Here is an 18,096-nt window from a genome sequence, read left to right on the forward strand (position 1 = left end):
CTGTTCCTCTTCCTCTTCCTCTTCCAGTGGCGGGTCAGCGGCCGGCCGGGGGCGTCGCGGTGAACACCCACGCCATCCGCGAGCGGTAGAGCTCACCCGGCCGCAACACCGCCGACGGCCACTCCGGGTGGTTGGGAGTGTCCGGCGCCAGCTGCGGCTCCAGGGCGATGCCGTCGCCCTGCCGGAGGAGCCGCCCGTCGCGCGACACCTGGGTGCCGTCGAGGAAGTTGCCCGTGTAGACCTGCAGGCATCCCTGGTCCGACCACAGCTCCATCCGGGTTGCGGTGCGCGGCGCGGAGAGCACGGCGACGGGCCGCCACCCGGCTCCGTCGACGACGAGGTTGTGGTCGATCCCGGCCGCCTGCACGACCTGCTCGTGGGCGCTGCGGACGAGTTCACCGACGCGCGCCGGCTCCCGCAGGTCGAACGGAGTCCCGTCCACCGGGGCGTGCCCGCCGTACGGGATGCCGGTCTCGTCGACCGGGGTGTACGACGACGCCGGGACCTGCAGGAGGTGGTCGTCGACGGACCCGCCTCCCTCGAGGTTGAGGTAGACGTGGCTGGTCAGGTTCACCACCGTCGGTCGGGTCGTCTCGGCGGTGAGCTCGAGCGTGACCGTGTCGCCCGCGACCGAGAACGCCGCCTCGGCCGTGACCTCGCCGGGGAACCCCTGGTCACCGTCCGGGCTCACCAGCCGCAGCCGGGCTGTGTCGGCATCGTGGCTCACGAGGTCCCACGTCCTGCGGTCGAAGCCGTCCGGACCGCCGTGCAGGTGGTTGCCGCGGTCGTGGGTCGCCACCTCGAGCTTCTCGCCGTCGAGCTCGAACCGGCCGCCGGCGATCCGGTTGGCGTAGCGGCCGATCGTGCCGCCGAGGTAGTCGGAGGACGCGAGCAGCTCGGCGGCGCCGGGCAGGGCGACGCTCACGTCGCGTCGCACGCCGTCGCCGCCGGTGACGACGAGCCGGTGGAGGGTCGCGCCGTGCCGCAGCAGGTGCAGCTCGGGGCCGGGAGCCGTGCCGACGACGACGGACTCCGCAGCGCTCGAGCTCACGGTGTGAACGTTAACATCAGCCGGGAGGGGGCCCGCTCGACGCCCTGACGACAAGCTCGGGACGCAGCAGGGTCGCTGCCGGCGCGTCCTCGCCTTCCAACGCCTGCATCGTCAGGTCGACCGCCAGCCGCCCGAGCTCGGAGAACTGCTGGTCCACCGTCGTGAGCGCCGGCCAGTAGAACGCCGCCTCGGAGACGTTGTCGAAGCCGACGACGCTGACGTCGTCAGGCACCCGCCGCCCGCACTCGTGCAGCGCCTTGAGGACGCCGAGCGCCATCGTGTCGTTGGCGACGAAGACCGCGGTGACGTCGTCGCTGTGGCCGATCCGCAGCCCGGCGTCGTACCCGCTCGCCGCGGACCAGTCCCCCTCGACCTCCGGGCCCGGCAGCAGGTCCCGGTGGTCGTGGGCGTGCCGCCAGCCGAGCCGGCGCTGGGTGGCCTCGATCCAGTCCAACGGACCGCTCACGTGGGCGACGCCGCGGTGGCCGAGGTCGAGCAGGTGCTCGGTCGCGAGCAGGGCACCGGCGTGCTGGTCGATGCCGGCCGCCATCGGCTCGCCGTCCGTCACGCCCTGCGCCACCACGACGGGGATCGGGAGGGACAGGCCCCGCACCAGATGGACCGCGTCGCGGTGGGCGACGGCGACGACGATCGCCTCGACCGCCTGGTCGAGAAGGCGGTCGACCGCGTCCCGGAGGGATTCCTCGGATATCTCGAGCAGCCCGATCACGGACACCTGGTAGCCCGCCTCGTGGCCCGCCCCCTGGACCGCGGTGGCGATCATGCTGGGGCCGTGCAGGGCGAGGTGCGCCGAGACCATCCCGATCCGTCCGGACCGGTTGGTCGCCAGCATCCGGGCCGCGTTGTTGCGGCGGTAGCCGAGCTCCCGGATCGCTGCCAGCACCCGCTCGCGGGTGTCGGGCTTGACCAGCGGCGAGTCGTTCAGCACCCGCGAGACGGTCTGGTGCGAGACGCCGGCGCGCTGTGCCACGTCCGCCATGCTGGGGTTGCGCGCCGGACCGGCGCGCAGCGGTTGCTGCGCCATGGCGTCATGGTAGGGGTCGGACTCCCCCGTGGGGCGCGCTCACATTGGCGCGCCCACCGGTTTCCGATCCCTGCCGCCGCGGCGGGTGGCGCCGCCCAGAACCCGCAGGCGAGAACCGAGGAGCGACTGTTAGCGCTCACACGCATGCTGTCTCGGGGAGTGGCCCGTTTCGGAGGAGGGATTGACGACAGGTGTGTCGCCCGTCACAGTGCTCATGTTAGCGCTCACACCCGATGGGAAGCCTGATGCACACAGCCACGTCTCTGGTCCTGCGCGTGATCCTCGGATCGGTCCTCGCGATTCTCGGTACGGCGCTGGTGCCGACGCCGACCTCCGCCGGTGCGGAGGTGACCGATGGCCTGCTCCTCCACTACGAGCTGGACCAGGCCTCCGGGTCGGTGGTGACCGACGCCTCCGGCAACGGGCGCAACGGCACGCTCGTGGGCGGCGGCACCTGGACCGGAAAGACGGGATTGGCGCTCGACGGCGTCGACGACCACGTGCGGCTGCCCAACAACGTCCTGGCGGGCCTCTCGGCGGTGACCGTCTCGGTCGACGTCTTCATCGAGAACAGCCAGGCCAACCCCTACTTCATCTGGGGCCTGGGCAACACCGCCTCCTCCGGGGCGGGGACCGGTTACCTGATGGCGAGCGGCAACTCCTTCCGCGCGGCAGCGACGACCACGAACTGGTCGGGCGAGAAGGTCACGTCCCGCGCGACCGGAGGCAACCTGGCCCGGGGCGTCTGGAAGTCGGTCACCTACACGCAGGACGGGACCACCGGACGGTTGTTCGAGGACGGCGTGCAGGTCGGCCAGAGCACGACGGTGAGCGTGCTGCCTCGCGACATCGGCGGCGGCACGACGACCAACAACCTGCTCGGCGAGAGCAACTACGCCGCCGACAACACCCTCAAGGGCAAGGTCAAGAACTTCCGCATCTACGGTCGGGCACTCACGGCGAGCGAGGTCGCGGACATCTCGCTCACCGACGCCAACCGGCTCGCCGGCGACCGGGCTGCGCTCGACCTGGGCGACCTCTCGACCGTGACTGCCAACCTCACCCTCCCGACCAGCGGCACCTACGGCTCGAGCATCGCCTGGACGTCCAGCGACCCCTCCGTGATCAGCAACACCGGCGTGGTCGACCGGCCGGGTGCTCTCGACGGCCCGGCAGCCGTGACCCTCACGGCGACGCTCACCAAGGGCGCCGGTAGCGAGACGAAGACCTTCGCAGCGACCGTGCTGCCCGACGAGGACGACCAGGCGAAGGCCGACGCCGCGGCAGCGGCGCTCGAGCTGGTCCACGCCGACGATGTCCGGGGAAATCTGACGATGCCGACCTCGGGCCTGCACGGCGCGACGGTGAGCTGGGAGTCGTCCGCCACCGGTGTGGTCACGGGCTCAGGCATCGTCCACCGGCCGGCGCCGGGCTCCGGTGACACCACCGTCACGATGACCGCGACGGTGACCGTCGGGGCGGCATCGGCCACCCGCGCGATCGAGCTCACCGTGCGCGAGGCGCCCGCGCCCGCGCCGTACGAGGGCTATGCGTTCAGCTACTTCACCGGCAACTCCATCGCCGGCGAGAAGATCTACTTCGCCGCGAGCCGCGGCAACGACGCGCTCGAGTGGGACGAGCTCAACGAGGGTCGGCCGCTGCTCGAGTCGACCCTCGGCGAGATGGGCCTGCGTGACCCGTTCCTGATCCGCTCGCCCGAGGGCGACCGGTTCTTCCTGATCGCCACCGACCTGTCCATCGGCCGCAACGGCAACTGGGACCGCGCCCAGCGCACGGGCAGCCGCTACCTCGAGGTCTGGGAGTCGACCGACCTCGTCACGTGGTCCGACCAGCGGCACGTCCTGGTCTCGCCGCCGACCGCCGGCAACACCTGGGCACCGGAGGCCTACTGGGACGAGAACCTGCAGCAGTACGTCGTGTTCTGGGCGTCCAAGCTCTATGCCGAGAACGACCCCGGCCACACCGGCAACACCTACAACCGGATGCTCTACGCCACGACCCGCGACTTCGTGACGTTCAGCGACGCCAAGATCTGGCAGGACCGCGGCGAGTCGCGGATCGACTCCACCGTGATCAAGGAGGACGGCACCTACTACCGCTTCACCAAGGACGAGGGCGGCGGCGGCACGGGCTGCTCCGACATCATCCAGGAGAAGGCGGGCTCGCTCACCGCCGTCGACCTTCCGGGCAATCCGTCGTGGGCCCAGATGGACGCGTGCATCGGTCGGGACGCCGGGACCTCGGCGGTCGAGGGCCCGACCGTGTTCAAGGCCAACCCGGGCGACACCTCGGGCTCGCCCTACTACCTGTTCGTCGACGAGTACGGCGGCCGCGGCTACATCCCGCTCGGCACCGACGACCTCGAGGCCCCGGACTGGCAGGTCGCCGACGACTACAACCTGCCCGCGAGCCCGCGCCACGGCACCGTCATCCCCGTCACCGGCGCAGAGCTCGCGAAGCTGCGCGAGGGCATCGTGGTTCCCGAGCCGCCGACCCCCGTCGTGGGTGACGAGGACGGCCTGGTCGCGCACTACCCGCTCGACGAGACGAGCGGTTCGGTGGCCGCCGACGTCACCGGCCACGGGTACGACGGCACCGTCAGCGGTGACGCGACCTGGTCCGGCGGCGGACTCGACCTCGGCGGCACCAACGGCCACGTGCGGCTGCCCGACGACATGATGGCCGGCCTCGACGCGATCACCGTGTCGACCGAGATCTGGATCGACCCGAGCCAGCCCACGCCGTACTTCGTCTGGGGCATGGGCAACACCGACGGCGGCGGGACCGGCAACGGCTACCTCTTCACCACCGGCAACGGCTACCGCAGCTCGATCGCCACGGGCAACTGGACGACCGAGCAGACCGTCGCTTCGGGCTCGGCGCTACCCCGGGGTGCGTGGAAAGCACTCACCTACACCCTCACACCCGACGGGAGGGCCACGCTCTACCTCGACGGCATCAAGGTGGGCGAGAAGACCGATGTCACGATCGCGCCCGGCGACATCGGCGATGGACGCACGGCCGCCAACTACATCGGCCGCTCCGTCTACAGCGGCGACCGCTACCTCAAGGGCAAGGTGCGCGACTTCCGGATCTACAACCGGGCGCTCTCCGCGGCCGAGGTCAGCGACCTGGCCGCGGACCCGACCGCGGTCCTCGGCGTGCAGCTCGCCAGCCTCAAGGTGCCGGCCATGATCGACTCTGCCACCTCGACGGTGACCCTGCCGGTCGAGCCCGGCACCGACCTGGCCGCCCTGGACCCGACGTACGCCGTGGTCTCCGGGTCCAGCGTCGACGGCAACGGCTCCGCCGACTACACCTCCCCGCGGACGGTCACGGTCACGACATCGGCCGGCGCCACCCGGGCCTGGACAGTAAAGGCGGTGGAGATGCGGTCACCGTTGCTGCCAGGCAAGTACGCCGACCCCAACATCGTCCGGTTCGGCGACACCTACTACATCTACGCCACGACCGACGGCACTCCCGGCTGGGGAGGCAAGGACTTCTACGTCTGGAAGTCGACCGACCTTGTCGACTGGGAGCGGTCTGCCGAGCCGATGCTGACCCTCGACGGAAGCAACGGCGACGTCCCCTGGGCTACCGGCAACGCGTGGGCACCGACGATCATCGAGCGGGACGGGAAGTACTACTTCTACTTCTCCGGTCACAACCCGACCTACAACCGCAAGACCATCGGCGTGGCCGTCGCCGACAGCCCGGAGGGCCCATTCGTGGCCCAGCCGGCCGCCATGATCCTCAACAACGAGGCGGTCACGTCGGGGCAGGCCATCGACCCGGCGGCGGTGCAGGACCCGCGGACGGGCAAGTACTACCTGTTCTGGGGCAACGGCTCGCCGGTCTACGCCGAGCTCGCCGACGACATGCTGTCCATCAAGCCGTCGACGATCAAGCGGATCAACGGGCTGACCGGCTTCCGCGAGGGCGCGTTCGTCAACTACCGCGACGGCGTCTACTACCTGACCTACTCCATCGACGACACCGGCTCCCCCGACTACCGGGTCGGCTACGCCACCGCGACCAGCATCGACGGCCCGTGGACCTACCGCGGCCTGATCCTCGAGAAGGACGCCTCGCAGGGCATCCTGGCGACCGGCCACAGCTCGATCGTCCAGGTCCCCGGCACCGACGACTGGTACATCGCCTACCACCGGTTCGCGATCCCGGGCGGCAACGGCACCAACCGGGAGACGACCATCGACCGGCTGCACTTCAACGCCGACGGGACCATCCGGAGGATCGTTCCGACCCTCACGTCGATCGATCCACTGACCTACGAAGGCACGACACCGGTCGCGTCGGTGTCCGACGCCGGCTCCGACGGTTGGTACGGCGCCGGCGCAGCGCTCACCCTGAGGGGCGACGGCACCATCGAGCGGTTCGAGTACCGGCTGCCCGGCGGCGGCTGGACGGCGTACGCCGGCCCGGTCGACCTTCCCGCAGGCACCTACGACGTGGACTACCGCGCGCAGGGCACGAACCTGCAGTGGAGCGCGGCCTGGACGTTGCCGGTCAAGGTCGACGGAACCGCGCCCGGGGTCTCCTGGCTCGGCGACATCACCGACGGCGCGAGCTACGTCTTCGGCTCCGTGCCCGATCCGGCGACCTGCGCTGCGACCGACGCCGGATCCGGGCCCGGCGACTGCACGGTTGCGGGCTACAGCACCCAGGTGGGCACGCACACCCTCACGGCGACTGCCACGGACGTCGCGGGCAACGAGACCAGCCTTCGGATCACCTACACCGTCATGCCGTGGCGGATCGCCGGCTTCCACCACCCCGTCGACGCGAATGGCGTCTACAACACCGTCAGGGGCGGATCGACCGTGCCCCTGAAGTTCGAGGTGTTCGCCGGCGGCACCGAGCTGACGTCCACGTCCGACGTGCGCGGGCTCTCGGCTCGGGAGGTCGCGTGTGACACAGGCGCACCGACGGATGCGGTCGAGCTGACGACGACCGGCAGGACGGAGCTGACCTACTCCGACGGCGTGTTCCAGTACAACTGGAAGACGCCCAGGGCTGCGAGGAGCTGCTTCGAGGTGACGGTCGAGACGAGGGACGGATCGGAGGTGTCGGCCCGGTTCCTGCTGCGGTGATCAATCGCCCTGGAGTCGTGACTGCACGGCGTCGGCGCTCAGGACCTGGTCGAGCGCCATCGCCGCGCAGCCCACGACGCCGGCGCGGTCGCCGAACGTCGAGGGCACGATCCTCAGCTCACGGGTGGCGATGGCCGACGCCCGCGCGTAGACGCTCTCCCGCACTCCCGCGGAGTAGACGTCGAAGGCGCCCGCCATGTCGCCGCCGATCACGACCGCCTCGGGGTTGAGGAGGTTGATGGCGACCGCGAGCGGCTCACCGAGCCGGCGGCCGCTCTCCCTCAGCAGCTGCTTCGCCTCCGGGTCGCCGGCCACCGCCATCGCCGTCAGCTCGCGCACGTGGGAGATCGCTCGCCCCGCCTCGGCCATCCGGTTCACCAGCGCCCAGCCGCCGGCGACGGTCTCGAGGCACCCGCTGTCACCACACCGGCAGGGCAGACCCGCGGCGGCGTCGACCTTGGTGTGCCCGATCTCGCCGGCGGCACCGAGGTGACCGGCGACGACCCGACCCTCGGCGATGATGCCGAGCCCGAGGCCGGTCGACGCCTTGACCACGATCAGGTCCTGGTAGACCCCCGCGTAGCCCATCCGTTCGGACCGGGCCAGGACGTCGGCATCGTTGCCGACGAAGATCGGCACGTCCCCGAGGGCGGCGAGGGACGGCGCGAGGTCGACGCCGGCCCAGGCAGCGAGCACCGGCGAGTCGACGCTGATGCCACGCGCGGGGTCGACGGCGCCCGGCAGGCTGACCCCGATCCCGAAGACGGGCCGGCCGACGGCGTCGACGAGCTTGCGCAGCTGCGCCGTCACCTCCGGCATCACGGCGTCCGGACCGGCTCCGAGCTCGTGGTCGAACGACGCCACCCCGAGCTCGACGCCGACCAGGTCGAAGACCGCGAGCTGTGAGCGGGACCGGCCGATCGCGGCGGCGAGCACCACGCCGGCGTCCTTGTTGAACAGGAGGCTCCCGGGGCGGCGGCCGCCCGTCGAGTCGAGCTCGCCGCCGAGGAGCAGGAGCCCGGCCTCGGCGAGCGCGCTCACCCGGCTCACCACCGCCGTCCGCGACAGGCCGGTGAGGTGTCGCAGCTCGGAACGGGTCCGAGCACGACCCGTCCGGACCAGCTCGAGCAGATCTCCCGCGGTGTCGGACACGACCTCATCCTACTTTTGTGTGAGAAAGACCGAAGTACGTCTTGTTCAAAGCATACTTATGTCCCTACGGTGGAGTCCATGACTGTCCCTGCGGCCGAGCACCTGGCCGACCTTCCCGCGTGCGACATCACCGTCTTCGGCGGCACCGGGGACCTCGCGCTCCGGAAGCTGATGCCCGCGCTCTACCACCGCGAGCTCGAGCACCAGCTCCCCGAAGCGACCCGGATCATCGGTGTCTCGCGCTCCGACCTCGACGACGACGCCTACCGCGGGCTGGTGGCACAGGCGATGGCCGAGCACGTCGCGGACGCCGACCCCGACGCCGTACGACGACTCCTCGGCCGCCTCCAGCACGTGACCCTGGACGCGGGCCGGCCCGACGACTGGCACCAGCTCCACGCCGTGCTCAAGGAGCGTCGCTCCCCGGACGCGGCACGCGTCTTCTACCTCGCCGTGTCCCCCACCCTCTTCGGCCCGATCTGTCGCAGCCTCGGCGAGGTCGGCGTCGTCGAGGAGACGTCCCGGGTCGTCCTCGAGAAGCCGATCGGTCACGACCTCGCCTCGGCGAAGGCGATCAACGCGGCCGTCGGCGAGGTGTTCAGCGAGCACCAGATCTTTCGGATCGACCACTACCTCGGCAAGGAGAGCGTCCAGAACCTGCTGGTGACGCGGTTCGCCAACACGTTCCTCGAGCCGCTGTGGAACTCCCGCTGGGTCGACCACGTGCAGATCACCGTCGCCGAGACGCTGGGCGTCGGCGACCGCGGGGAGTACTACGACCAGTCCGGCGCCCTGCGCGACATGGTGCAGAACCACCTCCTCCAGCTGCTCTGCCTGGTCGCCCTGGAGCCCCCGACCTACGTCGGGAAGGAGACCGTCCGGGACGAGAAGCTCAAGGTCCTCCAGGCGCTCAAGCCGATGACGCCGGCCGACGTCGACCGCGACACAGTCCGGGGCCGGTACGGCGAGGGGGTGGTCGACGGCGCGGTTGTGTCGTCGTACACCGAGGACATCGGCCGGCCGCACAGCACGACCGAGACGTTCGTCGCGATCAAGGCCGAGGTCCAGAACTGGCGCTGGGCCGGGGTGCCGTTCTACCTGCGCACCGGCAAGCGGATGGACCGCAAGGTCTCCGAGATCGTCGTGGTCTTCAAGGAGCCACCGCACGCGATGTTCCCGCACAGCCAGGGCTCGACCGCACCGAACCGGCTCCACATCCGGGTGCAGCCCGACGAGGGGATGCACCTCCACCTGACCGCCAAGGAGCCCGGCCCAGGGGGGATCCGGCTGCGGCCGGTGTCGCTCGACCTCAGCTACGCGACCGCGTTCGGGCAGCGACCGGGCGACGCCTACGAGCGTCTGCTGATGGACGTCATGCGCGGCAACCCGACCCTCTTCATGCGACGCGACGAGGTCGAGGCCGCGTGGGCCTGGGTCGAGCCGGTACTGCGTCACTGGGCGGAGTCGCCGCACCGACCGAAGCGCTATCCCGCCGGCACCAGCGGACCGTCCGCGGCCACGACGCTGATCGAGCGCGACGGCCGCACCTGGCAGGAGGAGGACGAATGAACGTGCACCCCGTCGTCGACGAGGTCACCGCCCGGATCACCGAGCGCAGCTCGGCTGGACGAGCCGACTACCTGGCGCGGATCCGCGCCGCCGCCGGGCGCGGTCCGGCGCGGGGACGGCTCGGTTGCGCGAACCTCGCCCACGGGTTCGCCGCCGCCGAAGGCCCGGAGAAGGAAGGGCTGCGCCGCGGCGGCAAGCCGAACCTGGCGATCGTCACCAGCTACAACGACATGCTGTCGGCCCACCAGCCGTACGTCGACTACCCGCCGATCCTCAAGGAGGCCGTCATCCGCGCCGGCGGGATCGCCCAGGTCGCCGGCGGGGTGCCGGCGATGTGCGACGGGATCACCCAGGGCCGCGACGGCATGCAGCTCTCGCTCTTCAGCCGGGACGTGATCGCGATGTCGACCGCGATCGCCCTGAGCCACGACATGTTCGACGGCGCGATGATGCTCGGGGTCTGCGACAAGATCGTCCCGGGTCTGCTCATCGGAGCGCTGTCCTTCGGGCACCTGCCGACCGTGTTCGTGCCGGCCGGTCCGATGGCCTCGGGCCTGCCGAACGGTGAGAAGGCCAAGGTGCGCCAGCTCCACGCCGAGGGGAAGGTCGGGCGCGAGGAGCTGCTCGAGGCGGAGGCGGCGTCGTACCACTCCGCGGGCACCTGCACGTTCTACGGCACCGCCAACTCCAACCAGCTGCTGATGGAGGTGCTCGGCCTCCACCTGCCGGGGTCTTCCTTCGTCAACCCCGGCACCCCGTTGCGGGAGGAGCTGACCCGTGCGGCCGCGGCGCGCGCGGTCTCGATCAGCACGCCCGGCGGCGAGACCACCCCGATCGGCGAGATCGTCGACGAGAAGGCGATCGTCAACGCCTGCGTCGCCCTCCTCGCGAGCGGCGGGTCCACCAACCACACGATGCACCTGGTCGCGATCGCGCGGGCGGCGGGGATCGCTCTCACCTGGGACGACCTCGCGGACCTCTCCCGCGTCGTGCCGCTGGTGGCGCGGATCTACCCCAACGGCTCTGCCGACGTGAACCACTTCCACGCCGCGGGCGGGATCGGCTTCCTGGTCCGGACCCTGCTCGACGCCGGCCTCCTGCACGAGGACGTGCGGACGGTCGCTGGCGCCGGCCTGCGCCGCTACACCGCCGAGCCGCGGGTGCGGGACGGCGAGCTGGTCTGGGAGGACGGACCTTCGGACTCCCTGGACACCGACGTGCTCCGGCCGGCGACCGACCCGTTCGCCGCGGACGGCGGACTCAAGGTCCTCCACGGGCCGTTGGGGACGGGCGTGATCAAGGTGTCCGCGGTCAAGCCCGAGCACCGCGTCGTCACCGCGCCCGCAGTGGTCTTCGACGACCAGGCGGACTTCCTCACCGCCTTCCAGGACGGCCGCCTCGCCGGCCGCGACCTGGTCGCCGTCATCCGCCACCAGGGCCCGGCCGCCAACGGCATGCCCGAGCTGCACAAGCTGACTCCCGCGCTCGGCGTGCTGCAGGACCGCGGGCAGCGGGTCGCGCTGGTGACCGACGGCCGGATGTCGGGTGCATCGGGCAAGGTGCCGGCGGCGATCCATGTCACTCCGGAGGCCTCGCTCGGCGGACCGCTCTCCCGGCTCCGCGACGGCGACCTCGTCACGGTGGACGCCGAGCGCGGGGTCCTCGACGTCGCCGATCCCGAGGCTCTCCACCGGCGCGAGCCCGTCGATGCTGCAGCGACGTCGGCCGACTGGACCGGCACCGGCCGCGAGCTCTTCGCCGCCTTCCGGGCGACCGTCGGACCGGCCGACAGGGGGGCGAGCGTCTTCCCGTCGTACGACGCCGCGCCCCTGTCGACCCAGCCGACCGCGGAGGCCGGCCATGTCCGCTGACTCCCTGCTCGACGTCGTCCCCGTGATGCCGGTGGTGGTCCTGCAGCGGCTCGAGGACGCGGTGCCGGTGGCGCGGGCACTCGTGGCCGGCGGGCTGCCCGCGATCGAGCTGACCCTGCGCACCGACGTCGCACTCGACGCGATCCGGAGGATCGCCGACGAGGTCCCCGAGATCCTCGTCGGCGCCGGCACGATCGTGCGGCCGGAGCACGCGGACCTCGCCGCGGCGGCCGGCGCGCGGTTCCTCGTCTCCCCTGGCGCGACCCCGGCCCTCCTCGAGGCGATGGCAGCGACGGGCCTGCCGTTCCTGCCGGGCACGGCGACCGTGTCGGAGGTGCTGTCGGTGCTCGAGGCGGGCTTCACCGAGATGAAGTTCTTCCCCGCCGAGGCAGCGGGGGGCGTGCCCTACCTCCGGTCGATCGCATCTCCCGTTCCCGATGCCCGGTTCTGCCCGACCGGGGGGATCACACCCGCCACTGCTGCGGCGTACCTCTCACTGCCCAACGTGGGATGCATAGGCGGTTCGTGGCTCACTCCGGCGGACGCGCTTGCCGCGGGTGACTACGGCCTGGTCGAGCGCCGCGCGCGCGAGGCCGTGGCGCTCGAGTCGGGGTAGCCCATATTCGTCATGGACCGCGGGCTCCGGAGGTGGGACAGTCAAGACTGGACCGGAGATCGATCCGTTCCTGCTGCGGAGGGTGCCTCAGACCCCGGATGTCTTCGCTCCCTCCGACCAGCCAGGAGAGGGCCATGTCCCTCGTACGAGTCCCCGTCCCCGTCCCCGACCGGGATCTCCTGCGTCTTGCAGGCGAGATCGACCTCGCCCAGCAGTTCCCTTTGATGGTCGACATCAGCTCGCGGCTGAGGGCGCAACGTCAGCTCATCATCGACCTCTCGGCCGTGACCTTCATCGACTGCAGCGGGCTGTGGACCCTGGACTGGGCTCGGACTCGCGCTCGGGACATCGGCGGTGACATGGCTCTCGTGGGACCGTGCCCGGCGTTGTCGCGGATCCTCGTCCTGACCTCCCTCGACGGGAACGCGCCACTCTTCCCGGATGTCCCGACCGCCGCGGATGCCCTGCATCAGCGGGAGCAGGCCAGGCTCTGACTGCGGATCCCCGGGCCGTTCGGTTCGATTGCCCCGCCCAGAATGACTAGTCGCGCGCGGTTCGTGCCCCAGGGCCTCATCGAGCGCCTTAGCCTCTCCCGCAGGGGGAAGGCCGATGGAGAGGTTTCGCGAGCACGCCGTCGCGGGGATCGCCGTCGCGACGGGGTTGTACGTCGCAGCGGCTCTGCTCGGACGGGCGACGGCGGTCGACGACCGCTCGATGTCGCTGGTCTGGCCCGCGACGGGTGTGGCGGTGCTGTGGTTCCTGACGCTCACCCGCCGGAGGACCGTGGCCGTCAGCGCCGTCCTGGTCACCGGGGCGACCATCGCCGTCAACGTCGCCACCCGCTCCGCGCCGGGCCCGCAGATCGCCGTGTTGGTCGTGGCCAGCCTTGCCCAGGTCGCACTCGTCGTGATCCTGGTGCGGCGCTGGTGTCCCGAGCTCGGGAAGCGGGGCGGCAGGCCGCCCCTCGAAACGCCCGGGAGTCTCCTGCGGTTCCTGGCTGCCGCGGCTCTCGGTTGCTTCCTCGGGATCCTGCTCGGCCTCGTCGGACTCCAGCTCGCCGGAGCGTCGTTCGCCCCGGTCTCGGGACTCACGTGGTGGGGGCGCAACGTCTGCGGCGTGCTCGCCGTTGGCACCGCCGGACTGCTCCTCATCGACCGGCTGACCACCCGACGTGACCGCTCCGCGACGCCGTACGGCGGCCGGTCGCTCGAGGCGGCGACCTTGATCGCCACCACGGTGGCGCTCGTCGGGCTCGACTACGGCACGGGACAACCCTTCGCCTTCCTTCTCCCCGCGACCACGGTGTGGGCGGGGCTGCGGTTCTCACCGCTCGTCGTGTCGTCGCACGCGGTGCTCGGCGGAGTCGCGATCATCTGGCTCACGCTGACGGGCCACGGGCTGTTCACGGACGCGGACTCGGCGACCGGCAACGCGCTGCTGGCCCAGCTGTTCGCCGGCATGACGATCATGATCGGGATGTTCCTGGCGTCTGCACGCCAGCAGAGCATCCTGCTGAGCGCCGAGCTCGACCAACGACGACGCGACCTCGAGGCCTTTGCGCGACGAGCCGCGCACGACCTCCAACAGCCGCTGATGGTCATCGCCGGGTGGACCGGCCTCCTCGACGCGCAATTGTCGGCAGCGTCGAACGGCTCGGCACCACCCGATCGTGAGCTCGACATGGTCCGCCGGATCCAGGCCTCCGCCTCCCAGATGCGACTCATGGTGTCCGGCCTGCTGTCCGACGCCATCGCTCGCGGCGGCCAGGTGACCGAGGAGCGGGTCGACCTGACGGTGCTGGCGCGCGAGATCGCGGAGTCACGAGGGCATGCGGACGTCATCCAGGTCGACGACATCCCGCTGGTGGCGGGCGATGGACCCCTGCTGCGGCGCGTGCTCGACAACCTCATCGGGAACTCGCTCAAGTACGTCGGCCCCGGGGAGCGGCCCCGGATCGAGGTGACCGGCCGCCGCCACCGAGACGGGATGGTGTGCGTCACCGTCACCGACCGGGGGATCGGCCTGCCGGAAGGCAGCCACCAGACGATCTTCGAGGAGTTCGCCCGCGCCCACGGCGACGCCTACCCGGGCACCGGGCTGGGGCTGAGCATCTGCCGACGCATCGTCGAGCGCCACGGCGGCGACATCTGCGCTCGGTCCCGCACCTCCGGTCCCGGCATCGCCGTCGAGTTCCGGCTTCCGGCATGGCAGACCCATGCCGCCCGACCCACCCACGGGCCCGAGCAGCGCTCGCCGGCCCTCGCCACCTCCGAAAGGCACTGACATGACCCCAGGCGACACGGAACCGACCACGGAGGCGCTCGACCGGGCCGAGGCCGCCCTGGCAGACCTCCGGGCGCGCGTGGACAGCGCCCAACAGCTGGCCGACATGGGCGACTACGACTGGGAGATCGCGACCGACACCAACTCCTGGTCCGACCAGCTCTACCGGATCTATGGATACCAGCCGCAGTCGTTCAACGCGTCGTACGAGCGCTTCTTGTCGATGATCCACCCCGACGACCGGGAGCGCGTCGAGGCGATCCACCAACGCGCGTACCAGACCGGCGGTGGCTACCAGATGATCGAGCGCATCGTCCGGCCGGACGGCGAGGTCCGCTACCTCTCGTCGAACGGCGAGGTCATCACGGACGAGGAGGGCACTCCTGTGCGGATGCGCGGGACCTGCCTCGACATCACCGAACGGTTGCTCGCCGAGCGCGCGCGGGAGCAGCTGGTCGCCAACCTCCGGGAGGCGCAGGTGCGGCGCCGGCAGTCCCTCGAGATCAACGACAACCTGGTCCAGGGCCTGACCGTGGCCGTCATGTGCATGGAGTCCGGCGACCGGGCCGGCGCTGCCGCCCACCTCGAGATGGTGCTCGATGCCGCCCGGACGATGATGAACAACCTGCTGGTCAACCCCGACGGCACCCCGCTGGTCCCCGGCGATCTGATGCGCAGCACGCCGTCATCGCTGGATGCCCCGGGCAGCGACGGACCGGCAGCTCAGACCGCCGAACAGTCCGTGCGGGTGCTCGTCGTCGACGACCACGCTCAGGTGCGGGAGCTGTTGTGTGCGCAGCTCGTGGCGGGTGGCCATCGGGTGGTCGGGGAGGCCGCCGACGGCGTGGAGGCCGTGGAGAAGACGGCTGCGCTGCAGCCGGACGTGGTCGTGCTCGACCTCGCCATGCCGCGGCTCGACGGGCTCACGGCGCTGGCGGGCATCCGACAGGCTGCCCCCGGCGCCCGGGTGATCGTGCTCTCCGGGTTCGACGACGCCATGATGGCCGACCGAGCCGTGGCCAGCGGTGCCCTCCGCTATGTCGAGAAGGGCACGAGCATGAACATCGCCGAGACCGTGCGGGAGGCCGTGCTCGGCCGGGCCTAGCCGGCGACGACGCCGACGTCTGCGCTGGCCTCGAGCCTGCGGACCGCTGCCGCGACCTCGTGCCGCGGCAGTCCGTGGCTGTAGAGGTACCCCTGCACCTCGTCGCATCCGCGGGCGGTCAGGTAGCGGTGCTGCTCCGTCGTCTCGACCCCTTCGGCGACCACGGTCAGCCCGAGGGCGTGCGCCATCACGATGATCGCGTCGACGATGGCGGCGCTGGCGTCGACGGACTCGATCTGCTGGACGAAGGACTTGTCGATCTTGATCTTGTCGATCGGGAAGCGGCTCAGGTAGGCGAGGCTGGAGTAGCCGCGACCGAAGTCGTCGACCACGATCTTCACACCGTGGCGGCGGATCCGCTCGAGCAGCTCGACAGCGTCACCGTGGTCGTCGATGAGGAGACCCTCGGTGATCTCGACCTCGAGCTGGTCCGGCTCGAGGCCGGACTCGTCGAGTGCAGCCAGCACCTCGTCGAGCCATGCCGTGCCGCGCAGCTGACGCGGGGAGACGTTGACGGCGAGACGCAGGTTCCGGCCGATCTCACGCTGCAGGGCGGCGACGTCGGCACAGGCTTGCCTCAACACCCAGCCGCCCAGCTCGCGGATCAGGCCGCTGTCCTCGGCCACGGGGATGAATCGTTCGGGCGAGATCGGACCCAGGTCCGAGCTCCGCCACCGTGCCAGCGCCTCGAACCCGAGGAGTCTGCCTGTCTCCAGGTCGAGCAGCGGCTGATAGACCGTGGACAGCTCACCGGCGACCACCGCGTGCCGCAGCGCGGCCGAGAGGGAGAGCTTGTCGTTGGACTCCTCCAACATCGCCGGCTCGAACCACTGGGCGTTGTTGCGGCCGGCAGCCTTGGCCCGGTACATCGCGACATCGGCATGCTTGAGGAGCTGCGACGCGCTGGAACCGTCGTCGGGGTAGACCGCACCACCGGTGCTCGCCGTGACCAGCAGCTCGTACCCGTGGACGACGACCGGGCCGAGCGCGGTGTGCAGCTCGTCGAGCCTCGCGGTCAGGTCGGCACGTGCGGTGACGCCGCCGAAGACGATGACGAACTCGTCCCCGCCGAGCCGTGCGATGAGATCCCCCCTCCGGATCCAGGAGTGGAGCCGCTCCGCGACCTGGAGGAGCAGCTCGTCGCCGACGTGGTGCCCGAGCGAGTCGTTGACGCGTTTGAAGTGGTCGAGGTCGAGCAGCAGCAGCGCCACCTCGGTGCCCTCGGCTGCCGCCTTCGCGATCGCCCTGTCCAGATGCCGCATCAGCTTCGCCCGGTTGGGCAGGCTCGTGAGTGCATCGTGGTTGGCCATGAACTCGACCCGGGCCCGTACCTCGATGCGCTTGGTGATGTCGTACGCGATCGCCAGGAACCCTGCGGGACTGGCGTCGTCACCGCCGAGGTCCACGATCACCTCGTTGACCGGGATCAGCCGCCCGTCCTTGCGTCGGTAGGTCCACTCCACCTCGGTGCCCACGGCGCCGGCGAGCATCGGCGAGCCGTCAGCGTCCCGATCGCGAGGCTCGGCGTCGATCTTGGTCAACCATGACCCGATCAGCTCCTCGGGCCGGTAGCCGAGAAGGGTCTCAGCAGCCGGGTTCGCGGTGAGGATCCGACCGCGACGGTCCGTGGCGATGATGCTGAAGGGAATGGTGTCGAGGATCGATCGGCGTAGCACGTCCTCCCGGGCTGCGTCGGCCGCTGCCTGTCCGCGCAGTCGCTCGGTGATGTCGATGATGGCGGCCAGCACGAAGCGCTCGTCGCCGATCGTGATCGGATTGAGGCCGAGCTCGATCGGGATCTCCGTACCGTCCTTGCGAAGACCGAACAGCTCGCGGCCCACCCCCATCCCGCGCGTGTCCGGCGCAGCGAAGAAGCTGTCGCGGTAGCCCTGGTGCGCCCGCCGGTACCGCTCGGGCACCAGCTGCTCGACACGCATCGACACGAGCTCGTCGCGGCTGTAGCCGAACGCCCGCTCCGCCTCGGAGTTGACAAGCACGATCCCGCCCCGGCCGTCGACCATGATCATCGCGTTCGGCACTGCCTCGATGATCAGCCTCAGCCGGCCCTCGTGGTCGAACCTCGCGGCGTCCTCCGCCTGCATCCCTCCCCCTTCCGAGGCCCCAGCCTAGGAACCGCGGAGCCGCGTCGGAGCGGAACCTCTCGGTTGGGGGCCGATCGGTCCGATCTCATGGCCAGATCGGACTATCCGGGCACGGATCCGCCGCGCCGCTCCGCAGACCCCCCTACGTTTCGGGTGGAGGGGTGAGC

Annotated in this window: 11 protein-coding genes; 7 read left to right on the top strand and 4 right to left on the bottom strand. The window is 70.8% G+C overall.

What is annotated here, in order from left to right; translation table 11 throughout:
* Positions 1–34: 34 nt before the first annotated feature.
* Together SHK19_RS20715 and SHK19_RS20720 are read right to left on the bottom strand one after the other, a co-directional pair.
* The gene (locus SHK19_RS20715) at positions 35–1,051 is read right to left on the bottom strand and encodes an aldose epimerase family protein (protein ID WP_322937340.1); all 1,017 of its coding nucleotides are present in this window, start codon (positions 1,049–1,051) and stop codon (positions 35–37) included.
* A 16-nt stretch (positions 1,052–1,067) separates the two neighbouring features.
* Positions 1,068–2,096, bottom strand: a complete 1,029-nt coding sequence (locus SHK19_RS20720; RefSeq protein ID WP_322937341.1) for a LacI family DNA-binding transcriptional regulator — start codon at positions 2,094–2,096, stop codon at positions 1,068–1,070.
* Between the two features lie 245 nt (positions 2,097–2,341).
* On the opposite strand from SHK19_RS20720, the gene SHK19_RS20725 reads away from it, so the two are divergent.
* On the top strand, positions 2,342–7,231 hold the full coding sequence (locus SHK19_RS20725) for a family 43 glycosylhydrolase (RefSeq protein WP_322937342.1): 4,890 nt from the start codon (positions 2,342–2,344) through the stop codon (positions 7,229–7,231).
* Here the strand turns inward: SHK19_RS20725 and SHK19_RS20730 are convergent, their stop codons facing one another.
* Positions 7,232–8,383, bottom strand: a complete 1,152-nt coding sequence (locus tag SHK19_RS20730) for an ROK family protein (RefSeq protein ID WP_322937343.1) — start codon at positions 8,381–8,383, stop codon at positions 7,232–7,234. It lies immediately after the preceding gene.
* 78 nt (positions 8,384–8,461) lie between these two features.
* On the opposite strand from SHK19_RS20730, the gene zwf reads away from it, so the two are divergent.
* The 6 genes from zwf to SHK19_RS20760 all read left to right on the top strand — a co-directional run bounded on the left by zwf (position 8,462) and on the right by SHK19_RS20760 (position 15,827).
* On the top strand, positions 8,462–9,952 hold the full coding sequence (gene zwf / locus SHK19_RS20735; protein WP_322937344.1) for a glucose-6-phosphate dehydrogenase: 1,491 nt from the start codon (positions 8,462–8,464) through the stop codon (positions 9,950–9,952).
* Positions 9,949–11,823, top strand: coding sequence for a phosphogluconate dehydratase (gene edd / locus SHK19_RS20740; RefSeq protein WP_322937345.1), 1,875 nt, complete (start codon positions 9,949–9,951; stop codon positions 11,821–11,823). Before zwf ends, edd begins: the two co-directional genes overlap by 4 nt.
* Positions 11,813–12,439 (top strand): bifunctional 4-hydroxy-2-oxoglutarate aldolase/2-dehydro-3-deoxy-phosphogluconate aldolase, encoded by a 627-nt coding sequence (gene eda / locus SHK19_RS20745; RefSeq protein WP_322454496.1) that lies wholly within the window; start codon positions 11,813–11,815, stop codon positions 12,437–12,439. Before edd ends, eda begins: the two co-directional genes overlap by 11 nt.
* A 134-nt stretch (positions 12,440–12,573) precedes the next feature.
* Complete coding sequence (locus SHK19_RS20750; protein WP_322937346.1) at positions 12,574–12,933, top strand: STAS domain-containing protein; 360 nt, start codon at positions 12,574–12,576, stop codon at positions 12,931–12,933.
* A 115-nt stretch (positions 12,934–13,048) separates the two neighbouring features.
* Positions 13,049–14,722, top strand: coding sequence for an ATP-binding protein (locus tag SHK19_RS20755; RefSeq protein WP_322937347.1), 1,674 nt, complete (start codon positions 13,049–13,051; stop codon positions 14,720–14,722).
* Between the two features lies 1 nt (position 14,723).
* Positions 14,724–15,827, top strand: coding sequence for a PAS domain-containing protein (locus SHK19_RS20760; protein WP_322454493.1), 1,104 nt, complete (start codon positions 14,724–14,726; stop codon positions 15,825–15,827).
* Here the strand turns inward: SHK19_RS20760 and SHK19_RS20765 are convergent.
* Positions 15,824–17,929 carry a putative bifunctional diguanylate cyclase/phosphodiesterase gene (locus SHK19_RS20765; protein WP_322937348.1) on the bottom strand — a complete coding sequence of 702 codons (2,106 nt, stop codon included), beginning with the start codon at positions 17,927–17,929 and terminating at the stop codon, positions 15,824–15,826. The genes SHK19_RS20760 and SHK19_RS20765 overlap by 4 nt on opposite strands.
* Positions 17,930–18,096 lie beyond the last annotated feature (167 nt).

The organism is Nocardioides bizhenqiangii (assembly GCF_034661235.1).
Lineage (GTDB): Bacteria > Actinomycetota > Actinomycetes > Propionibacteriales > Nocardioidaceae > Nocardioides > Nocardioides bizhenqiangii.

Bases quoted from the DNA above. Each gene is read 5' to 3' on its own strand.
- SHK19_RS20720 (WP_322937341.1), bottom strand. From the start codon at position 2,096: ATGGCGCAGCAACCGCTGCGCGCCGGTCCGGCGCGCAACCCCAGCATG.
- SHK19_RS20725 (WP_322937342.1), top strand. From the start codon at position 2,342: ATGCACACAGCCACGTCTCTGGTCCTGCGCGTGATCCTCGGATCGGTC.
- zwf (WP_322937344.1), top strand. From the start codon at position 8,462: ATGACTGTCCCTGCGGCCGAGCACCTGGCCGACCTTCCCGCGTGCGAC.
- edd (WP_322937345.1), top strand. From the start codon at position 9,949: ATGAACGTGCACCCCGTCGTCGACGAGGTCACCGCCCGGATCACCGAG.
- eda (WP_322454496.1), top strand. From the start codon at position 11,813: ATGTCCGCTGACTCCCTGCTCGACGTCGTCCCCGTGATGCCGGTGGTG.
- SHK19_RS20750 (WP_322937346.1), top strand. From the start codon at position 12,574: ATGTCCCTCGTACGAGTCCCCGTCCCCGTCCCCGACCGGGATCTCCTG.
- SHK19_RS20755 (WP_322937347.1), top strand. From the start codon at position 13,049: ATGGAGAGGTTTCGCGAGCACGCCGTCGCGGGGATCGCCGTCGCGACG.
- SHK19_RS20760 (WP_322454493.1), top strand. From the start codon at position 14,724: ATGACCCCAGGCGACACGGAACCGACCACGGAGGCGCTCGACCGGGCC.
- SHK19_RS20765 (WP_322937348.1), bottom strand. From the start codon at position 17,929: ATGCAGGCGGAGGACGCCGCGAGGTTCGACCACGAGGGCCGGCTGAGG.